Origin of the sequence: uncultured Zoogloea sp. (assembly GCF_937894855.1) — a bacterium.
Lineage (GTDB): Bacteria > Pseudomonadota > Gammaproteobacteria > Burkholderiales > Rhodocyclaceae > Zoogloea > Zoogloea oryzae.
Genome location: NZ_CALAYQ010000035.1, coordinates 63,986 through 84,090 on the forward strand (window position 1 = coordinate 63,986; position 20,105 = coordinate 84,090).

Below are 20,105 nucleotides of genomic sequence, written 5' to 3' on the forward strand. Positions count from 1 at the left end.
CGCGGTCCGGTCACTCCTCGGCCGGCGCCGGGCTCTGGGGCAGCACCACGCAGGCGCGGCTGAGGGACTGGGCCAGCGCCCGGCTCGACATGGGCCGGGCAAACAGGTAACCCTGGATCAGGTCGCAGCCCTGCTCGCGCAGGGCCTCCAGCTGGGCGGCCGTCTCGACGCCCTCGGCGACCACCTCCAGCCCCAGGCTGTGCGCGAGGCCGATCACCGCCTTGACGATCGCCACGCCCTGCCCTTCGTTCAGTTCGCCCACGAACGAGCGGTCGATCTTAAGGGTATTCACCGCCAGCCGGCGCAGGTAGGCCAGCGACGAGTAGCCCGTGCCGAAATCATCCACCGCCACCCGGATGCCCATCTCCCGCAGCTGGGCGAGGATGAGCGTGGCGTAGTCGAGATCGCGCATCAGCACCGTTTCGGTCAGCTCGAACTCGATCCGCGAGGCCGGCACGCCGGCGCCGTCGAGCACCGCCCGCACGGTGGGGATCAGCTGGGCGTCCATGAAGTTCACGCCCGACAGGTTGATGCTGACCCGGAAATCCGGCGGCAGCGCATCGCCCAGCTCGGCGATGTCGTTGCACACCCGCTCCATCACCGCGCGGGTGAGCGGCACGATCATCCCGGTTTCCTCGGCCAGGGAGATGAACTCGGGCGGCGGCACCGAGCCGCGGGCCAGGTGCGGCCAGCGCACCAGCGCCTCGGCCTTCACGATGGCCTTCTGCGCCACATCGACGATGGGCTGGTAGAGCACCTGCAGCTCTTCTTCGCCGATGGCCCGGCGCAGGTCGCCCTCCAGCGTGAAACGCAGGAAGGCCGCCACCTTCATCTCTTCCGAGAACAGCGCCACCGATTCGCGGGTCACGCGCTTGGCCCGGTTGAGGGCCGTCTCGGCGGCCTTCAGGATCGCCTCGGCCTCGGTGGCGTGGTCGGGCATCACCGCCACGCCCACCCGGGCCGACAGGGTGATGTCCTGCCCGGGCACGCGGATCGGCGCCTGCACCACCTGGAGCAGCTCGTGGGCGGTGGCCAGCACCTCGTCCACCGAACCCGCATCGCTCACCAGGATGCCGAACTCGTCGGCCGCCAGGCGGGCCACCTTGAGCCGCGGCAGCCCGCCGCCACCCGCCGGCTCGGCAGGCGTGCGGTCGCCCATGCGTTCGCGCAGGCGATGACCGATCACCTGCAGCACCTGGTCGCCCCGCTCGGGGCCCAGGCTGTCGTTGATCCGCGCGAAGCGGTCGATATCCACCACCATCACCGCGCAGCGGCTGTCGTTGCGCAGGCAGCGGGCGGCGGCGGAGAGCAGGCTCTCCCGGAAGAACTCGCGGTTCGGCAGGCCGGTGAGCGGATCGAAATAGGCGAGCTGGCGGATGCGCCGCTGGGCCTCGACCTGCTCGGTGATGTCCTGCACGCTGCCCTCCATGAGGATGGACTGGGGATCGCCGGCTTCGTCGGTGCGCTCCGCCGTCTCGAGGAGGGTGCGCACGCTGCCGTCGGGCCATACGACGCGGTAGGTCAGCTGGTAGCCCACGCCCTTGCGCGCGCCGGCCAGGGCCGCGCCGACCATCTGCCGGTCGGGGCCATAGACGTGGTTCACCAGCGATTCCATGCCGTCGCCGAAGGTTTCGACCTGCTGGCCGAACAGCCGGTAATACTGGGCCGAACGCTGCACCTCGTCGGCCGGCACGAACCACTCCCAGCTGCCCAGGCGGGCAATGCGCTGGGCGCTGGAGAGGCTCTCCTTGTTGCGCACGAGCTCCTTGAGCAACTGGGCCGAGCGCAGCACGTAGCGGATGCGGAAGCGCAGCAGCGTCCAGTTGATCGGCTTGGAGATGAAGTCGGTGGCGCCGGCGTCGAAGGCCTGCTCCACCGATTCGCTGTCGTCGAGGCCGGTGAGCATGATGATCGGCACCAGCTCGCCGGCCGGGGTGGCGCGCACGCGGCGGCACACCTCGAAGCCCGTGAGGCCCGGCATCATCACGTCGAGGAGGACCAGATCCGGGTGCAATGCCTCGAAGGCCGCCAGCGCCCGCACGCCGTCTTCGGCCTCGGAGGTGGCAAAGCCGCCTTCGCGGAGGGCCTCGGTGGCCATCATGCGGGTCAGGGGGTCGTCGTCCACGACCAGGATGTGGGGATTGGGTGTCGCCGTCATGGGTTGATCGGGCCTTCCACCCGGGTAATCTCGTCCAGGCTCGCAAGCCCTTCCTCCACCAGGCGCCGCTTGCAGGCGTCCCAGGCGTCGGTGAGCCGTGCGGCGTCGGTGGCGTCGGGCTGCACGCCAGCCTTCGTCCGTTCATCCAGGGCCCGGGCGCGCACGCCCAGCTGCACCGCCCCCATCGCCAGGCAGGCGGATTTCATCTTGTGGGCGAGGCGCTGCACGGCGGCGGTGTCGCCGGCCGCAGCGCCATCGACGATACCACCCACGTTGCGGTCGGTTTCGCTGATGAACAGCGTCAGGATGCGCTTGAGCATCGGCGCGTCCCGCCGTCCATTGACGCCGGGCAGGCCCATCAGCATGTTCATGTCGAGCACCGGCTCGGCGTTCGGGCTGGCTGCAGGGGCCGCGGGGGCCGCCGGAGCGGGCGGGGGATCGGGCGGCAGGGTTGCCCGCAGCCAGCGGCTCAGCACCACCCACAGCTGTTCGCCGGAAACCGGCTTCACCACGTAGTCGTCCATGCCCGCCGCGAGGCAGGCGTCGCGGTCTTCACGCAGGGCGTTGGCGGTCAGGGCGATGATGGGCATCCGCGGCAGGCCGCGGGCCTTTTCGTCGACGCGGATCGCCTGAGTGGCCTGACGGCCGTCCATCTCGGGCATCTGGATGTCCATCAGCACCAGATCGAAGCGCTGCCGGCGGCAGGCTTCCACTGCGTCGCGCCCATCCACCGCCACCGACACCCGGCAGCCGAGGGATTGGAGCACCGCCACCGCCACCTCGCGGTTGACCGGGTGATCCTCGACCACCAGCAGGTGCGCGGCCAGCTTGTGGCCGACCGGCGGCGCCACATCGGCCGGCCTGGCGCCCGCCAGCCCCTGGCGGATCTCGTTGCTGGTGACGGGCCGGCTGAGGATGATCTCGGCGCCGATGTCGCGCATCGCGGCGACTTCTTCGCGGCCGATGCCGACGATCGCCGCGAGGGCCGGGCGCCCGGCCCGGTAGCGCAGATCTGCGAGCAGCTGCCGCCCGCTGCCGCCGTCGAAGCTGGCATCGACGATCAGCCAGTCGTAGCCGGTGCCGATGGCCAGCATTTCATCCACCGCCAGACGGTCATAGGCCAGCTCGGAACGTGCACCGGCAAAGGCGAGCTGCTCCAACACTGCGTCGCGCAGGTGGGAGTCGCCCACCGCCACCAGGGCCGCGCGGCCGACCAGCGGGCGTTCCTGCGTCTCGCCGGCCACGTCGCGGGTCAGTTCGAATTCCACCCAGAAGCACGAGCCGCAGCCCGGTTCGGTGACGTAGCCGATCTCGCCGGACATCAGCTCCACCAGCTGGCGGGCGATGGCCAGCCCCAGCCCGGTGCCGCCAAAGCGCCGGGCCATCGAGTTGTCGGCCTGGGAGAAGGACTGGAACAGGCGCGCGCCGGCTTCCCGCGGCACGCCGATGCCGGTGTCGCGCACCTCGATGCGCAGGCGCAGGGCGCCCTCCCGCTCGCAGGGCACGGGCAGCACGGCGATGGAGATGCTGCCCTTCTCGGTGAACTTCTGGGCGTTGGAGACCAGGTTGTTGAGCACCTGGCGCACGCGCAGGGCGTCGCCCACGGCCCGGTCGGGCACGCACCGGTCCACGTGCAGGCCAAGCTGCAGGCCACGGGCGTAGGCCGAGGTGGCAAACAGGGTCGCCACCTGATCGAGGGTGTCCCGCAGGGAGAATGGCAGGGCTTCCAGTTCGAGCCGCCCTGCTTCGATCTTGGATACGTCGAGCACGTCGTTGATGATTTCCATGAGGGCGCGCGCAGAGTCGTCCAGCATATCAACAAAGCGCCTCTGACGCTCACCGAGCGAGGTCTGGCGGAGCAGGCCGATCATGCCCATCACGCCGTTCATCGGCGTGCGGATCTCGTGGCTCATGTTGGCGAGGAACTGGGTCTTGGCGCGACTGGCGGCCTCGGCCTGTTCCATCATCGTCCGCAGCTCGGCGGTGCGCGCGGCCACCTCGGAGGCGAGGCGCTCCCGGTGGAGGGTCAGCTCCCGGTCGCGGTTGGCGATCTCGGCCAGCATGCCGTTGAAGCCGGTGATCAGTTCGCCCACCTCGTCGGCGTAACCGGCCGGCGCGCGCAGGTCGTAGCGCTTGCCGGCGCTCACCGCCCGCACCACGTCGGCGAGCTTCTGCAGCGGCTCGACGATCATCCCCTGCATGCGCCGGGAGAAGAGGCTGGCGGCGATCAGCGCCACCACCAGCCCGAGCAGCGCCAGGCCCAGCCACAGCACCAGCCGCCCGACGATGGAGCGCAGGTCGAATTCGAGGATCAGCCGGCCGAGGGTCTCGCCGTCGCTCTCGAGGGGCTTGGTGACGACCAGGCTGAGGGTGTGCCAGTTGAGCGCGCCCGCGGCCGGGTTGTCGCGCAGGCTGGCCAGGTGCTCCGTGTCGGCGTGTAGCCCCAGGGGATAATCGGCAAACACGCTGCCATCCGGGCGCAGCACCACCGCGGCGGCCACCCGCTCGTGATGACGCAGGGCGCCGAGCAGCGATACCGCCACCTTGGCGTCGTCGAAGCGCAGGGGCGAGATGGCGTTGTCGGCGACGATCTCGGAGAGCATCCGGCCGTCCTCGTCGGCCCGGCGCAGCTCGCTGTTCACTTCGGTCAGGAAGATCGTCAGCAGCGCCACGCCGAGGGCGATCAGCACGCTCAGCCGGGCAACGATGCCGAGCTTGCGTCCGATGGGCAGATCCTTGAGCTGCGCCATCAGGGAGCCCTCAGGCCGAACACGAAGCGGCCGTGACGGAGCAGCTGCGAACTGGCCCGCAGGCCCTCCCGCTGCACCGACGTGAGGTTGATGTCGAAGCGCACCCGGCGCTCGTCCACCACCAGCCCGATCCCGCCGCCAGCCTCGGCAAAGCCGTCGATGTCGCTGACGGTGAGCACGCTGCGCCCGGCCAGGCCGCGCAGCAGCAGGCCGACGCGCCGCTCTTCCGAATCGGTGATGAAGACGAGGTGGCAGTCCGAGGCCATCTCGACGCCATCGACGACACGCGGCTTCACTTCATGCCCATTGACCTGCCGCCCCTCGAGGCCGGACAGCGCCTCGCCGAAGGGGTCGCGGCCGAGCACGCACAGCCGCAGCGGCGCGCCGGCCGGCAGGCGTTGGGCGGGCCATTCCACGTAGCGCGCAAAGTTGAGCAGGTAGGCAGCCTTGATCTGGTACTCGCCCGGCTGCATCGCCCACGCGGGGGCGATGCCGAGGCAGGCAGCCGCGACGCAGAGTATTTTGAGGGCCCGATGGGCCATGAGACGGCGGATCACCCCTGTTCCCTCAGAACCGCCAGACACCCTGGACATAGGCCTGCCGGCTCAGGTAGGCCGGCTGGGTCGGGAGGAAGTTCGACATGTATTCGAGGTGCTGTTTGTGGAACAGGTTGATGCCCATGACCGTCAGCTCGAACCCCGGCCCCGGACGCCAGCCGTAACGCACATCGAAGCTCGTGTGGGCCGGCACGTTGCCGTGGGTGATGGCGCCGGTGCGCCGGACCATCAGGTCAAGCTCGTGCCCCCGCGCAAGGCCGATCACCCCGTGCAGGGTGCCCCAGTATCGCGGAGAGGCCTCTTCAAGCTCGGCCCCCGCCGCATCGGTGACCGGGTCGCTGCTGCGGGCGCCCTTGAGGTTGACGGCCGTGTAGCTCGCCTGGAAACGGAAGCGGTCGTTCACCGGCAAGTCCAGCCCCAGTTCGACGCCCGTCGATCGGGCCTTGCCGACGTTGCCCCGGAAAATGTTCTGGACCGGAATGAAGTAAGGCGGGATCGGCAGCGGGATGCCCGGCAGGATCAGCCCGTTCGGATCGAGATAGCCGGCAATCAGACGGCGGTAGTCATGGTGGAACAACACCGCCTCGAAGCTGCCGTTGCGCAGGGTGCGACGATAGCCCAGCTCCAGCGCATCGACCCGTTCGGCACGGGGGCTCCAGCCCTGCCCCGGCGTGGAGCGGACGAACACGATCGGCAACATCGGATTGCCGGTGGGCTTTGCGCCAAAGAGGATCGACGCACCGATCTCGCCCACCGAAGGCGTGCGGGTGGCCCGCGACCAGTTCGCCCAAACGCTGTCGGATTCGGTCGGCGTCCACATCAGGCGGGCGGTGGGCTGGGGCTCGAAGTGGGACAGGGTCGAGTGCTCGAGGCGGGCGCCGAGGGTCGCCTTCCAGGTGCGCGGCTGAAGGGTGATCTCGTCCTGCACGAAGGCGCTCATCACCTGGAGGCTGCGCTCGGCCGGCGAGATGGTCAGGATGGGCGTGGCGGCGTCGATGTCGGTCTTCACATAGCGACCGCCGGCGCCCCACATCAACTCGTGCCGCCCGACCGGCGCGAGGCGGTGCTGGAAATCCAGGTCGAAGGTGCTGATACCGCCGCGGCCAGACTCACCGACAGATGCGTTCAGGTTGTCAAAGTAGGTCTGGACCGATGCCTCACCACCGAGCAGCCCCCAGCTGTAGCGGCCGAGCAGGCTCGACCCCTCAAACTCGAGACTCAGGGGATACAGCCCGGCTGACCCGTCAAGCCCCGTCGTCACGAGGCTTTCGGACGTGGTGCGGCGGAAGCTGTTGCCCTGGACCATCCAGGTGTTTCCCGCAGAGCCGGCACTGTCCATCCGGAAACCGGCCGACCAGCCCCGGTTGTGATCCACCTCCGAGCGGCCATCGGCACTGCGCGATGGCAGCATCTCGCTGCCCTTGGCATACACCCGCACAGCCCCGAGCTCCCCGATGTCGAACCCCTGGCGGACCGCCAATGCCGGATGGCCCTTATGGTCCACCCGCGCCGAAATCAGCGAGCCCGGGGTCGCGGTCGCCTTGCGCGTCACGATGTTGATCACCCCGGTGACGGCGTTCGCGCCCCACAGGGAGGCACCGGGCCCCCGCACCACCTCGATGCGCTCGATGTCTTCCATCAGCAGATCGAGGGATTCCCAGAACACACCGGAAAACAGCGGGTTGTATACGCTGCGCCCGTCGATCTGGACCAGCAGCTTGTTCGAAAAGCGCCCCTCGGCCATGCGCACACCCACCGCCCAGCTACCGGCACCGATCTGCGCCACCGACACCCCGGGCACCTCGCGCAGGGCCTCGGGCACGCTGCGGGCGCCGCTGCGGCGGATGTCCTCGGCGGTGAGCACCGTGACCGCCGCCGGCGTCTCCGAGAGCTTCTGCGTCTTGCGCGAGACGGTCGCCACATCGAGACGGGCGAGATCCTCCAGCGCCAGGTCGGCGAGGACGGCATCGTCGGCCCAGGCAAGCTGGACACTCAGGGCAAGGGGCAGGACAAGACGGACACGATTGCAGGGCATCAATGCAGCTCTCGGAAAAGGGCGGATGGAGTCAAGGCGCGCAGCCATCAAGTTCGCATTTTTAACAAAATCACACAAGCATCGCCGCCAAACAGTTGGCATTCATGTGATTTTGCCGATTTGCATACCCATTCCCATGAACCAGATCACGCCCACCCCCAAAGCTGTCGCAACCCTGCGCAAAGGCCGCCATCGGCTACAATCCCGGGATTACTCAGACCAACGGCGGACCACCGCCCGCGCCAAGCAAGGTACGACCCAGATGACCGCTCCAACCACGCCGGCCGCCGACGCCGCAGCACCCAGCAACTTCATCCGCAACATCATTGACGAAGACCGCCGCCTCGGCAAATGGGGTGGCCGCGTCGAAACCCGCTTCCCGCCGGAGCCCAACGGCTATCTGCACTACGGCCACGCCAAGAGCATCTGCCTGAACTTCGGCCTCGCCCAGATCTACGGCGGCGCCTGTCACCTGCGCTTCGACGACACCAACCCGACGAAGGAAGACCAGGAATACGTGGACGCCATCATCGAGGCCGTCCAGTGGCTGGGTTTCGACTGGGCCGAGCACCTGTATTTCGCGTCCGATTACTTCGACAAGATGTACGCCATGGCCGAGCACCTCATCATGGTCGGCAAGGCCTACGTGGATTCGCTCTCCGCCGAGGAGATGCGCGCCTACCGCGGCACGCTGTCCGCCCCCGGCAAGGACAGCCCCTACCGCAACCGCAGCGTCACCGAGAACCTGGAGCTCTTCCAGCGCATGAAGGCCGGCGAGTTCCCCGACGGCACCCACATCCTGCGCGCCAAGATCGACATGGCCTCGCCCAACATCAACCTGCGCGACCCGGCCATCTACCGCATCCGCCACGCCACCCACCACCGCAGCGGCGACCGCTGGTGCGTGTACCCGATGTACACCTTCGCGCACCCCATCGAAGACGCGCTCGAAGACATCACCCACTCGATCTGCACCCTCGAGTTCGAAGACCAGCGCCCGTTCTACGACTGGCTCCTCGACAACCTGGCAGAAGGCGGTTTCTTCCCCCGCCCGGTGCCGCGCCAGCTCGAATTCGCCCGCCTCAACCTCACCTACGTGGTGCTCTCCAAGCGCAAGCTGATCCAGCTGGTCGATGAAAACCACGTCGCCGGCTGGGACGACCCGCGCCTGCCCACCCTGGTCGGCGCCCGCCGCCGCGGCTTCACCGCCGAAGGTTTCCGCCTGTTCGCCGAGCGCATCGGCGTCTCCAAGGCCGATTCGTGGATCGACATGAGCGTGCTCGAAGACTGCATGCGCGAGCACCTCAACGAAGCTGCCGAACGCCGCGTGGCGGTGCTTGATCCCCTCAAGCTCATCATCACCAACTACCCCGCCGGCCAGAGCGAGCGCTGCCACGCCCCCAACCACCCGCTCCACGCCGAACTCGGCAAGCGCGAGATGCCCTTCGGCCGCGAACTGTGGATCGAGCGCGAAGACTTCATGGAAACCCCGGTCAAGGGCTACCACCGCCTCTATCCGGGCAACATGGCCCGCCTGCGCTACGGCTACGTGGTCAAGTGCACCGGCTGCGAGAAGGACGCCGACGGCAACATCACCGCCGTGCTGTGCGAATACCTGCCCGACTCCAAATCCGGCACGCCCGGTGCCGACAACTACAAGGTCAAGGGCAACCTGCACTGGGTTTCCGTCGAACACGCCTATGCCGCCGAGGTGCGCCTCTACGACCGGCTGTTCGCCCACGCCTACCCGGGCAACCGCCGCGAGGGCGACCCGGAAGATCTGGAGCGGGATTTCATCAGCGACATCAATCCGGACAGCCTGCGGGTCATCACCGCCCAGCTCGAACCCGCCCTGCGCGCCGCAAAGCCGGAAGCCCGCTTCCAGTTCGAGCGCCACGGCTACTTCGTGGCCGATCGGGTCGATTCCGTCGAGGGCGCGCCGGTCTTCAACCGCACTGTCACCCTGCGTGACGCGTGGAAGAAATAGACATGCCGTTCAGGTGGTGCCAGCCACGCAGGTGGCGGCACCACGGCCCCGTCTTTCCATCCCCGCCCCGGCATGGATCAAGCGATAATCGCAAGATATATGCAGGGGGGCGCCGGTTGTCATACGGAGATCCCCGCGCCGGCTCCGCTTAAGCTTCTGTCGTTAGTGCCGATTACACCCGGACGCCCCTCGTAGGCTCATCGCTTTGTAACCCGGCAACGCAAAGTCCAGTCGCAAATGCCCCTCGCCTTGCACGATACCCGCCTCAGATGCTGAGCAACCTCTCGATCCGCGTTCGCCTCCTGCTGGCCAGCACCGTGGTCCAGGTCGTGATGCTCACGCTGCTGCTCACCAACAGCGGGCGTCTCATGAACGAGGCGACGACGGCGAGCCTCAACACGCTGATCGCCCAGAACGCAGCCATCCTCAATGTCGTCACCGCCACCTTCGTGCCCCAGGGGCGCTACAACGATCTGCAGGACGCCCTCGGCGAACTGCTCAACGAAACCAACGAAGGCCTGATCTACGTCCGCATCGTCGACGCCACCGGCAAGACCCGCGTCCGCGCCGGCCTGCCCGACATGCAGACCCTCCCGCCCCCCGACGATGCCAGCGCGCTGGGCGTCGACGCAGGCGTCGCCCACAACCTCATCCACGTCCGCCGCCCCGTATTGCTCGAACGCAACCAGGTCGGCTTCGTGCAGTTCGGGGTGTCCGTCGCGGCGCTCACCCTTGCCAAGCGCCAGATCCTCAGCCAGGGCATCGCCATCGCCAGCGCCGAGGTGCTGCTCACCCTGCTGCTGCTCGGTGCCGTGGGCTATCTGATGACCCGCAACCTGGGTCGTCTGCTCCGCGGCAGCCAGGCCATCGCCGCCGGCCAGCTCTCCCACCGCCTGCCCGAAAAAGGCAAGGACGAACTCTCCCAGCTGTGCCAGCACTTCAACCGCATGGCCAGCGCCCTGCAGTCACGCATCCTCGAGCTCGAAGCCACCGCCCGCCAGCTCGCCAACAGCGAAGAGCGCTACGCCCTCGCCACCCGCGCCGCCAACGACGGCCTGTGGGACTGGGACATCGTGGGCGACAAGACCTACTTCGCCCCGCGCTTTGCCGAAATCCTCGGCATCCCGCCCAGCGCCGTGCTTGACGACAGCCAGGCCCTCTACGCCCGCCTGCACCCGGAAGACCGCGAAGCCTTCCGCCTGCGCATGATCGCCCACCTCAAGCGCGAATCCACCCAGCTCACCATCGAGCACCGCATCCTTCACGCCGACGGCAGCTACCGCTGGATCCTCACCTGCGGCATGGCCGTCCACGATCCCCGCACCGGTCGCGCCGTGCGGATGGCCGGCTCGATCAGCGACATCCACCTGCGCAAGCGCGTCGAAGACCAGCTCCTCTACGACGCCCTCCACGACGGCCTCACCGGCCTCGCCAACCGCGCCCTGTTCGCCGAACACCTGCAGAACACCCTGCGCCACGCCGACCGGGTCACCGGCAGCCTGTTTGCGGTGCTGCACATCAACATCGAACGCTTCCACGTCGTCAACGACAGCCTTGGCTACTCCGCTGGCGACGACCTGCTGCGCCTCGTGGCCGCCCGCATCCGCGCCCTCGCCCGCCCGGGCGACGTGGTCGGCCGGGTCGGCGGCGATCAATTCGCGGTGCTCCTCAACGACATCGCCGACGCCAGCGAAGCCATCCGCTTCTCCGAAAACCTGCAGACCCACCTCGCCGAGAGCGCCGAGCTCAACGGGCACATCCTCTATCCCAAGACGCGCATCGGCGTGGCGCTGGGCAGCGGCGGCTTCCAGAACGCCGAAGACCTCATGCGCGACGCCGACAACGCCATGCAGCGCTCCCGCCGCAGCGCCGACAACACCATCACCGTATTCCAGTCGGCCATGCACCAGCAGGTCATGCGCGATCTGCAGCTCGAATCCCAGCTCCGCGCCGCCCTGCGCGACCACCAGCTGGTCGCCCACTTCCAGCCCATCGTCGATCTCAAGACCCGCCAGGCCACCGGCTTCGAAGCCCTGGTCCGGTGGCCCCAGGCCAGCGCCCGGCGCATCGGCCCCGACGTCTTCATCCCGGTCGCCGAATCCCTCGATCTCGTCCACGAGCTCGGCATGCAGATGCTCGACCAGAGCTGTGCGCGCCTCAAGTCCTGGCGCGAGCGGGGCCTCGCCGACGAAAACCTCTCCATCAGCGTCAACCTTTCGGCCCGCCAGCTGATGCAGGTGGACCTCGCCGACCAGGTCGTCGCCTGCATCGAACGCCACGGCCTGCCGCCCAGCACCCTCAAGCTCGAAGTCACCGAAAGCACCCTCGTCACCCGCAAGGAACTCGCCATCAGCCAGCTCGGCAAGCTGCGCGCCAAGGGCCTCAAGATCCTCATCGACGACTTCGGCACCGGCTACTCGTCCCTCAGCTACCTGCACTCGATCCCCTGCGACACCATCAAGCTCGACGGCTCCTTCATCCGCGAGATCGAGCACGACACCCGCCTGCGCGCCATCGTCGGTGCCACCATCCACCTCGCCCACGAACTGGGCATGCAGGTGGTTGCCGAGTGCATCGAGACCCAGGCCCAGGCCAACATCCTCAGCGAACTCGCCTGCGACTACGGCCAGGGCTACCTCTTCGCCCCCGCCGAGCCCGAAGACCAGGCCGCCCGCTGGCTCACCACGCAACACATCCCCACCGGAGTCTAGGATGGACAGCTTCCAGAACGCTCCAGCCCTGCCACCCCGACGCCGCCGGAACCTCCGGCCGCTGCTGGCGGCCATCCTTCTCAGCCTCGCCGGCAGCGCATCCGCTGCCGACGAACCACCGCGCTTCGCCCTGTCCGGGTTCGGCACCTTCGGGCTCACCCGCAGCGACAAGGACAACTACCGCTTCCACAGCAGCAGCACCCAGCCCAGCACCATGCCGGGCCAGAACTTCGACCCATCCACCGACAGCGTCCTCGGCGTTCAGGGCACGGCCCGCCTGTCCGACAAGTTCGACCTCACCGTCCAGGCCGTCTCGCGGCAGGCCGCCGGCTACGACTACACGCCCCACATCACCTGGGCCTACCTGCACTACCGCCCCACGCCAGCCCTCTCCCTGCGGGCTGGCCGCACCACCACCCCGTTCTTCATGTTCTCCGACTCCCTGAACGTGAATTACGCCACCCCGTGGCTGCGCCCGCCGGCCGAGGTCTACAGCCTCAACCCCTTCTCCGATCTCGACGGCGTCGATGCCATCTACCGCGCACCACTGGGCCAGATGGACCTGGAGATCCAGGGCCTCGTCGGTCAGAGCGCCGTACTCACCCGCTCGGCCTCTGGTCGCCTGCGCAACGCCCGCGCCCTGCGCGTCGGCCTGGCCGGCACCGGCTTCAGCGCCCAGGCCGGCTACACCCGCACCGATCTGCACCTCAACTGGACCGACGGCTTCCACCAGGCCCTGCGCCGCCAGCTCATCGCTGCCGGCGAAGCCGATGCCGCCGACGAGCTCTCCGGCACCCACGCCAGCGCCGAGTTCTTCTCCGCCGGCTTCCAGTGGGAAAAGAATAACTGGATCACCATCGCCGAATTCGCCAAGCGCAAGGTCGACCGCTACATCTCCACCGCCCACGGCTGGTATCTCACCGTCGGCCACCGCATCGACGCGTTCACGCCCTACGTCACCTACGCCAACCAGAACCAGGACACCCCCGCCTTCTGCACGCCCGTGCCGGCCATCCACGCCCCGCTGGTCGGCATCTACAACAACTCCCGCAACACCGCCCAGCACTCCCTCGCCTTCGGCACCCGCTGGGACGTGGCCCGCCGCATCGCCCTCAAGGGCCAGATCGAACGCATCACCCCGGCGCCGCAAAGCCGCGGCCTGTTCCCCTCGGACACCCTGGCGGACTACCTCCGGCCCACCACGCCGGTCCATGTCCTGAGCCTGTCGGTGGACTTCGTCTTCTGAAGGCCACCCGACCATGTCACCCATGCGCCTGATCCGACTCCTCGCACTCGCTGCCGCACTGCTGCCCGCGGCCGCCCAGGCCGAGATCGTCATCGTCACGAGCCAGCGCAGCGGTGCGATCGAGCTCAGCCGCGAACAGGCCGAAAAGCTCTACCTCGGCCGGGCCACCACCCTCATCGATGGCACCCCGGTCAAGCTGGTCGATCTGCCCAACGGCGCGACCCGCGACGACTTCTACCTCAAGCTCACCAACAAGAACCCCGCCCAGATCGTCGCCTACCGATCCCGGCTGGTCTTCAACGGCCGGGCCACCCCGCCCATCGAAGCCGACAACGTCGGCGAAGCCCGCCAGTGGCTCGCCGAAACGCCCAACCTCATCGGCTACCTCGAACGCACCGACATCACCAGCGGAATGCGCGTCCTCCTGCGCCTGCCCTGAACCCTCACGCAAGCCGCAACGCGGGACGCGTCAGCATTTCACGGAAGGGTCTGTGAACTTGCGTCAGCAAACCCCCGATGCGGAGGAATGTTGCAAACGCGATCCGGCCAGCCGCCTAAAATCCCCCGGAACCCACTTCTCGCCAGCAACACATGACCACCAGCAACACCAACCCGCAGCCCCCCTATAGCCGTCCGCGCCCGCTTTCCGCGGTGCAGACCGTCCTCTGGCTGATCGCCGGCATCGCCGGCATGTTCGCTCTCGTTTCGACGATCTTCGCCATCAAGCTCGGCCTCGAAGGCAATCTGCCGTTCTCCGATGCGCAGCAACCCGCCACCCAGGTGCCGGCCTCTGCCGCCCCCACGCCGCCGGTCACCGCCAGCAGCGCGCCGGCGATCCGCAGCGCCCAGGCCGCCGCGCCGGGCGCCACCTTCGTCTCCGGCGCCGAAAACATCCTGCCGGCCGAAGTCTCCCACCTGGCCAGGAACACCAGCGCCCTCGACACCCCGTCTGCCAGCAACGACACCCCGCCGACGCCGCCGATCCCCGCCGCACCGACGCCCGTGGCCACCGCTCCCGCCGCGCCCCCGGCACCCGCGACCACCGCACCGCTTGCCGCCAACCCGACCGTCCCGGCCGCAGCGCCCAAGCCCGCGACACCCGCCGCGCCCGCCGCCAGCGACACCATCCAGACCACCCTCCAGGCCTGGGCAAGCGCCTGGTCCGCCAAGAATGTCGACGCCTACCTCAGCCACTACGCCAGCAGCTTCAAGCCGGCCGGCGACCTCGACCGCAGCGCCTGGGCCGAGCAGCGGCGCCAGCGCATCGCACGCCCCGGCGACATCACCGTGAAGCTCGACGCCATCGACATCCGCGTCGATGGCGACAAGGCCAGCGCCCGCTTCATCCAGCATTACCGCTCCGGCAATCTCAAGCTCACCGAGCCCAAGACCATCGAGCTGGCCCGCAGCGGCAGCACCTGGCAGATCGTTCAGGAACGCATAGGCCACTGAAGCAAAACGCAAAACCGTTTGACTCAAGGGCCGGAAACCGATAAACTTCCGCGTTTCCTGAAAACCATCACTCGGAGTACATCCATGTACGCGGTCATAAAAACCGGCGGTAAGCAGTACCGTGTCACCGTCGGCGAAAAACTCAAAGTAGAACAGATACCGGCTGACGTGGACTCGCAGATCACCATCGACCAAGTCTTCATGGTCGGCGAAGGCGAGTCGGTCAAGATCGGCACCCCCGTGGTTGCCGGCGCCACCGTCACGGCTACCGTGGTTTCCCACGGCCGTCACGACAAGGTCAAGATCTTCAAGATGCGTCGTCGCAAGCACTACCAGAAGCATCAGGGTCACCGTCAGAACTACACCGAGCTTCGCATCGAAGCCATCACTGCCTAAGGAGCAACCCACATGGCACACAAAAAGGCTGGCGGCAGTTCCCGTAACGGTCGCGACTCAGAAAGCAAACGCCTTGGCGTCAAGCGCTATGGCGGTCAGTTCGTCCTCGCCGGCAACATCATCGTTCGCCAGCGCGGCACCGAATACCACCCGGGCGAAAACGTCGGCATCGGCAAGGATCACACCCTGTTCGCGCTGACCGAAGGCACCGTCCAGTTCACCGTCAAAGGCGCCAACAAGCGTCGCACCGTGAGCATCGTCGCCGCCGCTGAATAAGCGCCGACAGCAGGTTGCCAAAGCCCTATCCAACGATAGGGCTTTTTTTCTTTCGGGGGCCCGAATCCCCCAACACCGGAAGCACCCATGAAATTTTTCGACGAAGCCCGAATTGAAGTCATCGCCGGGGACGGCGGGAACGGCGCCGCCACTTTCCGCCGCGAAAAATACATCCCCATGGGCGGCCCGGATGGCGGTGACGGCGGCAAGGGCGGCGACGTCTATGCCGTCGGCGACCGCAACCTCAACACCCTGATCGATTTCCGCTACAAGCGCACCTTCCTCGCCGAACGTGGCGAGAACGGCCGTGGCGCCGACTGCTACGGCAAGGGCGGCAACGACATCGAACTGCGCATGCCTGTCGGCACCATCGTTTCGCTCCAGGAAACCGGCGAGATCATCGCCGACCTGGACCACGACGGCAAACGCGTCCTGATCGCCAAGGGCGGTCGCGGCGGCCTGGGCAACCTGCACTTCAAGACCAGCACCAACCGCGCCCCGCGCAAGAAGACCATGGGCCAGGAAGGCGAGCGCAAGAGCCTCAACCTCGAGCTCAAGGTGCTGGCCGACGTCGGCCTGCTGGGCATGCCCAACGCCGGCAAATCCACCTTCATCCGCGCGGTCTCGTCCGCCAAGCCGAAGGTCGCCGACTACCCCTTCACCACCCTCGCCCCCAATCTCGGCGTGGTGCGCACCTCCGAAAACCGCAGCTTCGTGATCGCCGACATCCCCGGCCTGATCGAAGGCGCGGCCGACGGTGCCGGCCTCGGCCACCAGTTCCTGCGCCACCTGCAGCGCACCCACATCCTGCTGCACATCGTCGATCTCGCCCCCTTCGACCCCGAAGCCGATCCGGTCCATGACGCCCACGCGATCGTCGAAGAGCTGCGCAAGTACGACGAAAGCCTCTACCAGAAGCGCCGCTGGCTGGTCCTCAACAAGCTCGACCTGATCCCCGACGAAGAAGAGCGCAGGGAACGCATCGCCGCCTTCCTCGAAGCCTACGGCCCCATCGAGCGCCACTTCGAAGTCTCGGCCATCAGCCGCCAGGGCTGCCAGGAAGTGGTCTTCGCAATCCAGGATCTCCTCGACGAAGAGAAGGCTGCCGCCCAGGCCGCGGCCGACGCCGCCGCCCTCGAGGCCGCCGCAAACCCTGACCTCGAAGCAGCAGACGACGACATCCCCACCGATGACGCCGACGACGAAGATTACGACGACGAAGACGAAGACGACGATGAGAACCGCAATCCGTAACGCCCGCCGGCTGGTCGCCAAGGTCGGCAGCGCCCTCGTCACCAACAACGGCGAAGGCCTCGCCATCGACGCCCTCGCCGACTGGGCCCGGCAGATCGCCGGCCTGCGCGCCGAAGGCCGCGAGGTCGTCCTGGTCTCCTCGGGCGCCATCGCCGCCGGCATGCAGCGCCTCGGCTGGACCAGCCGCCCCCAAGAGATGCACCAGCTGCAGGCAGCGGCCGCCGTCGGCCAGATGGGCCTTGCCCAGGCCTACGAAAGCGTCTTTGCCGCCAACGGCCTGCACACCGCCCAGATCCTGCTGACCCATGCCGACCTGGCCGATCGCACGCGCTACCTCAACGCCCGCTCGACCCTCGTCACCCTGCTCGAACTCGGCGTCATCCCGATCATCAACGAGAACGACACTGTCGTCACCGACGAGATCAAGTTCGGCGATAACGACACCCTCGGCGCCCTCGTCGCCAACCTGATCGACGCTGACGCGCTGGTCATCCTCACCGACCAGCAGGGGCTGTACACCGCCGACCCCCGCAAGGATCCGTCCGCCACGCTGATCAGCGAGGAACGCGCCGAGAACACCGCCCTGGAAGCCATGGCCGGCGGTGCCGGCTCCGGCATCAGCAAAGGCGGCATGATCACCAAGGTGCGTGCCGCCCAACGCGCGGCCCGCAGTGGCGCTCACACCTGCATCGCCAGCGGCCGCGAGCCGGACGCCCTGCTGCGTGTCGCGCGGGGCGAGCAGCTCGGTACCCTGCTCTACGCCACCAGCACCCCGCTCGCTGCCCGCAAGCAATGGCTGGCCGACCACCTGCAACTGGCCGGCAGCCTCACCCTCGACGATGGCGCAATCGAAGCCCTGAAGTCCGGCAAGAGCCTCCTGCCGATCGGCGTGATCGCGGCAGATGGCGACTTCACCCGGGGGGCGGTCGTCGCATGCCGCACCCGCGACGGCAGGGAGATCGCCCGCGGCCTGGTGAACTACGCAGCCAACGACACCCGCCGAATCGTCCGCCACGGCTCGGGCGAGATCGAGTCATTGCTGGGATTCATCGAAGAGCCCGAACTCATCCACCGGGACAATCTGATCCTGATAGGCTGAGATCGACTCAAGCCCCAAATGAAAAGGCCACCTCCGGGTGGCCTTTTCATTTGGGGTGACACACTCGTCACGTCAGGCAGGCAACTGTCGGCATCACGTCACAGCCAGCAGCCTTCGTAAACGAAAAAACGGGCACCCGAAGGTGCCCGTTGATTTCTGACTCAGACGAAGTCTGAATTAGAAGGAGTGACGCAGGCCCAGCTGAACGCCCTGAATGGTCGCACCGCCGGTGGCGCCGCCATTGTAGGTGGAATTCACGCCAACGGCGTTGATGCCGAAGTCGTAAGAGGCCTTGTCGTCGTTGTTCAGGTGAGCGTAAACAGCCTTCAGCATGGTGCGCTTGGACAGGCTGTGCTCGTAGCCAACTTCGAACAGCTTGGCACCGGAGTCCTTGGAGGAGGAGCCGTTGACCTTCAGGTCACGAGCGAAGTAAGCCTGAGCCAGCAGCTTGCCAGCCGGGGTCACGTTGAAGGTGCCGCCCAGACCAAAGACGTTCTGGGTAACGGTGTTGCCACCGAAGTGGTCAGCACGAGCGCGATCAAACACGGCGCGGACGGAAGCCATACCGAAGTCATACACACCACCAACGCGGAAGTCGCTGACGTCGGTGTTGGCTTCGTTACCCAGGGAAACGGCATTGTAGGTGACAGCAGCCATGGCCGGGCCATTGGCGTACTTCAGACCAACGTCGTAGCCCTTGGTGTTGGACGGGTTGTAGGCAGTGCCGAACCCGTTGTTGTTGAAGGTCTTGTTTTCGTTGGCGACGTAAGCAGCGGTCACGTTCAGGCCAGCGAAGGTCGGGGAGACGTAGGCAATGGCGTTCTTCCAACGGGTGTCGAAGATCGACGTGCAGGTGGTGTTGCGGTCACAATTGGCATTGCCAGCCGCGGTGTAGCTGCCGCTGGTGGTGTTGGTGGTGCCCAGCAGGTTGTTGCCCAGCTTGCCGAGCAGCGCGGAGTTGGCACCGATGCCGGTAGCGCCAGCGTTGACGTCGACAGCAGCACCCAGAGCACGGGTCGGGCCGGTCAGGTTACCGAGAACCACGGTACCGAAACCGCCAGCCAGGCCGACGAAGCTGTCACGGGTAGCGCCCAGAGCGCCGGTGTTGTCGAAACCGACACCGCTTTCGTACTGGAACACGGCGGTCAGGCCGTTGCCCAGGGACTCAGCGCCCTTGAAACCGATCAGGGACGAGTTGGTGGAAACGCGGGTGGTGTTGCCCAGTTCGCTGACGGCGTTGGAGGTACGAACAACGTCGAAGGAAGCGTCGGCCACGCCGTAGACGGTGACGTTGGCTTGAGCGAAGGCGCCGGTGGAAGCCAGGCCAGCAACGGCCAGAGCGATCAGTTTCTTTTGCATATGATTCTCCTCTTGATTGAAGACTGGCACGCGCCGCTTTCGCGGGGCCGACCAATTTCACCTCTCTAACGAGAAGTTGGACTGCATTGTCTGTGCGAAGGGAAGCCCAGGGCAAGGACAGCGTTGTTTTTTGGATGCGCCCGCCGGGTGGACTGTTGCAAGTTCGCAACAAGACAAGGCGGCGCCGGCGCGGGGGTACTCAAGCAGCAACGGACGGCCGGGATCAGGGGCGTCGAAGCGCCTGTCCAGGTTGGCAACCGGGCCTTCCATTCGCCTGAAAAGCCACGAAGGACGCCACCCTGACGGCCACTGAAGCCACCTCCGTAGCCCATGGAAAAGCTGGACGCCATCAGCCATCCCCGCTCAGCCTGCGTCGCCACGCCAATCCACAATGGCTGATCTGCGTCCCCAAAAAGCAACGCCCTGCGTGAGCAGGGCGTTGTTGCCGAGTGCAGAGAAGAGATGCCGGGGCGTTCTCTTCCTGCCGACCCGCGGCAGCCTTACTTCTGGCTGAGCACCCAGGCCACGAGGGTCTTGGCGTCAGCCGCGCTGACTTGCGGGTTGGGGGGCATCGGAACCTGGCCCCAGGCACCAACGCCACCCTTCTGGACCTTCTCGATCAGCTTGGCTTCAGCGGACTTGTCACCCTTGTACTTGGCAGCCACGTCCTTGTAAGCCGGGCCGACGAGCTTCTTGTCGACGGCGTGGCAGGCGAGACAGTTCTTGGCCTTGGCCAGATCGGCGCCGGCGTCGGCGAAGGCGGCGGTGGAACCCATCAGGCCAGCGATGGCGGCAACAGCAACGAGTTTTTTCATTGTGATCCTC

At 67.1% G+C, this 20,105-nt stretch carries 15 protein-coding genes; 9 read left to right on the plus strand and 6 right to left on the minus strand.

The window, feature by feature from the left end:
- Positions 1–10 precede the first annotated feature (10 nt).
- Genes Q0672_RS03810 through Q0672_RS03825 form a run of 4 tightly spaced genes read right to left on the minus strand, consistent with a single transcriptional unit; the run spans position 11 to position 7,500 of the window.
- Complete coding sequence (locus Q0672_RS03810; RefSeq protein WP_298619909.1) at positions 11–2,158, minus strand: EAL domain-containing protein; 2,148 nt, start codon at positions 2,156–2,158, stop codon at positions 11–13.
- Positions 2,155–4,908 (minus strand): response regulator, encoded by a 2,754-nt coding sequence (locus tag Q0672_RS03815; protein ID WP_298619912.1) that lies wholly within the window; start codon positions 4,906–4,908, stop codon positions 2,155–2,157. Before Q0672_RS03815 ends, Q0672_RS03810 begins: the two co-directional genes overlap by 4 nt.
- Positions 4,908–5,465: a YfiR family protein gene (locus Q0672_RS03820; RefSeq protein ID WP_298619916.1), complete on the minus strand. Its 558-nt coding sequence runs from the start codon at positions 5,463–5,465 to the stop codon at positions 4,908–4,910. Before Q0672_RS03820 ends, Q0672_RS03815 begins: the two co-directional genes overlap by 1 nt.
- Before the next feature lie 10 nt (positions 5,466–5,475).
- Complete coding sequence (locus Q0672_RS03825) at positions 5,476–7,500, minus strand: TonB-dependent receptor (protein ID WP_298619919.1); 2,025 nt, start codon at positions 7,498–7,500, stop codon at positions 5,476–5,478.
- A gap of 262 nt (positions 7,501–7,762) precedes the next feature.
- On the opposite strand from Q0672_RS03825, the gene Q0672_RS03830 reads away from it, so the two are divergent.
- From Q0672_RS03830 to proB, 9 genes are all read left to right on the plus strand, one after another.
- Positions 7,763–9,487 carry a glutamine--tRNA ligase/YqeY domain fusion protein gene (locus Q0672_RS03830; protein WP_298619921.1) on the plus strand — a complete coding sequence of 575 codons (1,725 nt, stop codon included), beginning with the start codon at positions 7,763–7,765 and terminating at the stop codon, positions 9,485–9,487.
- 269 nt (positions 9,488–9,756) lie between these two features.
- Positions 9,757–12,198, plus strand: a complete 2,442-nt coding sequence (locus Q0672_RS03835; protein WP_298619924.1) for an EAL domain-containing protein — start codon at positions 9,757–9,759, stop codon at positions 12,196–12,198.
- A gap of 1 nt (position 12,199) precedes the next feature.
- The gene (locus tag Q0672_RS03840; RefSeq protein ID WP_298619926.1) at positions 12,200–13,444 is read left to right on the plus strand and encodes a hypothetical protein; all 1,245 of its coding nucleotides are present in this window, start codon (positions 12,200–12,202) and stop codon (positions 13,442–13,444) included.
- A 22-nt stretch (positions 13,445–13,466) separates the two neighbouring features.
- Positions 13,467–13,883, plus strand: a complete 417-nt coding sequence (locus Q0672_RS03845) for a hypothetical protein (protein WP_228111850.1) — start codon at positions 13,467–13,469, stop codon at positions 13,881–13,883.
- Positions 13,884–14,035: 152 nt separating this feature from the next.
- Positions 14,036–14,896, plus strand: a complete 861-nt coding sequence (locus Q0672_RS03850) for a nuclear transport factor 2 family protein (protein WP_298619928.1) — start codon at positions 14,036–14,038, stop codon at positions 14,894–14,896.
- A gap of 84 nt (positions 14,897–14,980) precedes the next feature.
- Positions 14,981–15,292: a 50S ribosomal protein L21 gene (gene rplU / locus Q0672_RS03855; RefSeq protein WP_153161218.1), complete on the plus strand. Its 312-nt coding sequence runs from the start codon at positions 14,981–14,983 to the stop codon at positions 15,290–15,292.
- A 12-nt stretch (positions 15,293–15,304) separates the two neighbouring features.
- Positions 15,305–15,568, plus strand: coding sequence for a 50S ribosomal protein L27 (gene rpmA, locus Q0672_RS03860; RefSeq protein WP_153161217.1), 264 nt, complete (start codon positions 15,305–15,307; stop codon positions 15,566–15,568).
- An 87-nt stretch (positions 15,569–15,655) separates the two neighbouring features.
- A complete protein-coding gene (gene obgE, locus Q0672_RS03865) occupies positions 15,656–16,822 on the plus strand; it encodes a GTPase ObgE (protein WP_298619932.1) in 1,167 nt (388 codons plus the stop codon).
- A complete protein-coding gene (proB, locus tag Q0672_RS03870; protein ID WP_298619935.1) occupies positions 16,803–17,921 on the plus strand; it encodes a glutamate 5-kinase in 1,119 nt (372 codons plus the stop codon). The genes obgE and proB overlap by 20 nt, the downstream gene beginning before the upstream one ends.
- 177 nt (positions 17,922–18,098) lie before the next feature.
- Here the strand turns inward: proB and Q0672_RS03875 are convergent, their stop codons facing one another.
- Together Q0672_RS03875 and Q0672_RS03880 are read right to left on the minus strand one after the other, a co-directional pair.
- The gene (locus tag Q0672_RS03875) at positions 18,099–19,280 is read right to left on the minus strand and encodes a porin (RefSeq protein ID WP_298619938.1); all 1,182 of its coding nucleotides are present in this window, start codon (positions 19,278–19,280) and stop codon (positions 18,099–18,101) included.
- Between the two features lie 500 nt (positions 19,281–19,780).
- The gene (locus Q0672_RS03880) at positions 19,781–20,095 is read right to left on the minus strand and encodes a c-type cytochrome (protein ID WP_153161213.1); all 315 of its coding nucleotides are present in this window, start codon (positions 20,093–20,095) and stop codon (positions 19,781–19,783) included.
- Positions 20,096–20,105 lie beyond the last annotated feature (10 nt).

Bases quoted from the DNA above. Each gene is read 5' to 3' on its own strand.
- Q0672_RS03810 (WP_298619909.1), bottom strand. From the start codon at position 2,158: ATGACGGCGACACCCAATCCCCACATCCTGGTCGTGGACGACGACCCC.
- Q0672_RS03815 (WP_298619912.1), bottom strand. From the start codon at position 4,908: ATGGCGCAGCTCAAGGATCTGCCCATCGGACGCAAGCTCGGCATCGTT.
- Q0672_RS03825 (WP_298619919.1), bottom strand. From the start codon at position 7,500: ATGCCCTGCAATCGTGTCCGTCTTGTCCTGCCCCTTGCCCTGAGTGTC.
- Q0672_RS03830 (WP_298619921.1), top strand. From the start codon at position 7,763: ATGACCGCTCCAACCACGCCGGCCGCCGACGCCGCAGCACCCAGCAAC.
- Q0672_RS03835 (WP_298619924.1), top strand. From the start codon at position 9,757: ATGCTGAGCAACCTCTCGATCCGCGTTCGCCTCCTGCTGGCCAGCACC.
- Q0672_RS03840 (WP_298619926.1), top strand. From the start codon at position 12,200: ATGGACAGCTTCCAGAACGCTCCAGCCCTGCCACCCCGACGCCGCCGG.
- Q0672_RS03845 (WP_228111850.1), top strand. From the start codon at position 13,467: ATGCGCCTGATCCGACTCCTCGCACTCGCTGCCGCACTGCTGCCCGCG.
- Q0672_RS03850 (WP_298619928.1), top strand. From the start codon at position 14,036: ATGACCACCAGCAACACCAACCCGCAGCCCCCCTATAGCCGTCCGCGC.
- rplU (WP_153161218.1), top strand. From the start codon at position 14,981: ATGTACGCGGTCATAAAAACCGGCGGTAAGCAGTACCGTGTCACCGTC.
- rpmA (WP_153161217.1), top strand. From the start codon at position 15,305: ATGGCACACAAAAAGGCTGGCGGCAGTTCCCGTAACGGTCGCGACTCA.
- obgE (WP_298619932.1), top strand. From the start codon at position 15,656: ATGAAATTTTTCGACGAAGCCCGAATTGAAGTCATCGCCGGGGACGGC.
- proB (WP_298619935.1), top strand. From the start codon at position 16,803: ATGAGAACCGCAATCCGTAACGCCCGCCGGCTGGTCGCCAAGGTCGGC.
- Q0672_RS03875 (WP_298619938.1), bottom strand. From the start codon at position 19,280: ATGCAAAAGAAACTGATCGCTCTGGCCGTTGCTGGCCTGGCTTCCACC.
- Q0672_RS03880 (WP_153161213.1), bottom strand. From the start codon at position 20,095: ATGAAAAAACTCGTTGCTGTTGCCGCCATCGCTGGCCTGATGGGTTCC.